The 1,247-nt window shown below is 64.6% G+C and carries 2 protein-coding genes; both read left to right on the plus strand.

The window, feature by feature from the left end:
* Nucleotides 1-788, plus strand: a 788-nt coding sequence (locus DBR23_RS10925; RefSeq protein WP_369882102.1) for an SDR family oxidoreductase, incomplete at its 5' end; no start/stop codon positions are given.
* Nucleotides 789-821: 33 nt separating this feature from the next.
* Nucleotides 822-1,205: a dihydroneopterin aldolase gene (locus DBR23_RS10930; RefSeq protein ID WP_192420890.1), complete on the plus strand. Its 384-nt coding sequence runs from the start codon at nucleotides 822-824 to the stop codon at nucleotides 1,203-1,205.
* The last annotated feature ends 42 nt before the right edge of the window (nucleotides 1,206-1,247 follow it).

Here is a 1,247-nt window from a genome sequence, read left to right on the forward strand (position 1 = left end):
CCCCTTCCCTTCCCCACCGCCCCCGCACCGTGCTGGTGACCGGTGCCGCCAAGCGCCTGGGTCGCAGCATTGCGCTGGCCCTGGCTGCCGGCGGCTGGCAGGTGGCGGTGCACTACCGCTCGTCAGCGCAAGATGCTATCAATACAGTAGCTGAATGTGCAAGATTGACTAGCGCAAGCGCCCATTTTGAGGCCGATTTTGATGACGAAGCCGCCGTGCGCGGCCTGCTGCCCCGCGTGGTGGCGCACTTTGGCCATGTGGATGCTGTGGTCAACAGCGCCTCCCTGTTCGAGCACGACAACGTAGAGACCTTTGGCTTTGCCGCGCTCGAAAAGCATCTGCGCAGCAACACCGCGGCCCCCGTGCTGCTGGCCCAGGCCCTGCACCAGCATGTGGCCGACCGGGTGGCGGCGGGTGAGGCCGACGCGCAGGGCGCCGTGGTCAACCTGCTGGACCAGAAGCTCTGGAACCAGAACCCCGACTTCATGAGCTACACGCTCTCCAAGGCCGCGCTGGAAGCCGCCGGCACCATGCTGGCGCTGGCCCTGGCGCCGCGCGTGCGTGTGGTGGGCGTGGCGCCCGGCCTCACACTGACCAGCCATATGCTGAGCGACGAAAAGTTCGCGCAGCTGCATTCCCTCAGCCCCCTGGGCCGCTCTTCCACCGCCGAGGACGTGGCCGCCACGGTGAAGTTTGCGCTGGAGAACCGTTCCATCACCGGCACCACGCTGCTGGTCGATGGCGGCCAGCACCTGATGAAGTTTGACCGCGATTTCTCGTTGATGTGAGCTCAGCGCTTGCGCACACAACGAGCCCCCACCATGACACAGACCCCTTCCCAGATGACTGGCACGCAGATCCTGACGCTCACCGGTTTGCGCTTCGATGCCAACCTGGGCATCCTCGACCACGAAAAGACCGACCCGCAACCCATCCAGGTCGATGCCGAACTGAGCCTGGGCGTGCAGCCGCTGGCACCGCGCGACGACGACATCGGCCATGTGCTGGACTACCGCCGTGTGCGCCAGATCATCATCGACGAGTGCACCGCAGAGCATGTGAACCTGCTGGAGAGCTTGATCGGCAAGCTGGCCAACCGCCTGATGCAACTGCCCGGCGTGCTGGGCGTGCGCGTGAAGATTGCCAAACTCGAAATTTTTGACGACTGCGAAGTGGCCATTCGCGTCGAGACAGGACAGTGGTGACCCCATGAGCACCGTAGTGAACGAAGCCCCGACCACCAACCC

Source organism: Acidovorax sp. HMWF018 (assembly GCF_003061035.1).
In the GTDB taxonomy this organism is placed as follows: domain Bacteria; phylum Pseudomonadota; class Gammaproteobacteria; order Burkholderiales; family Burkholderiaceae_C; genus Acidovorax; species Acidovorax delafieldii.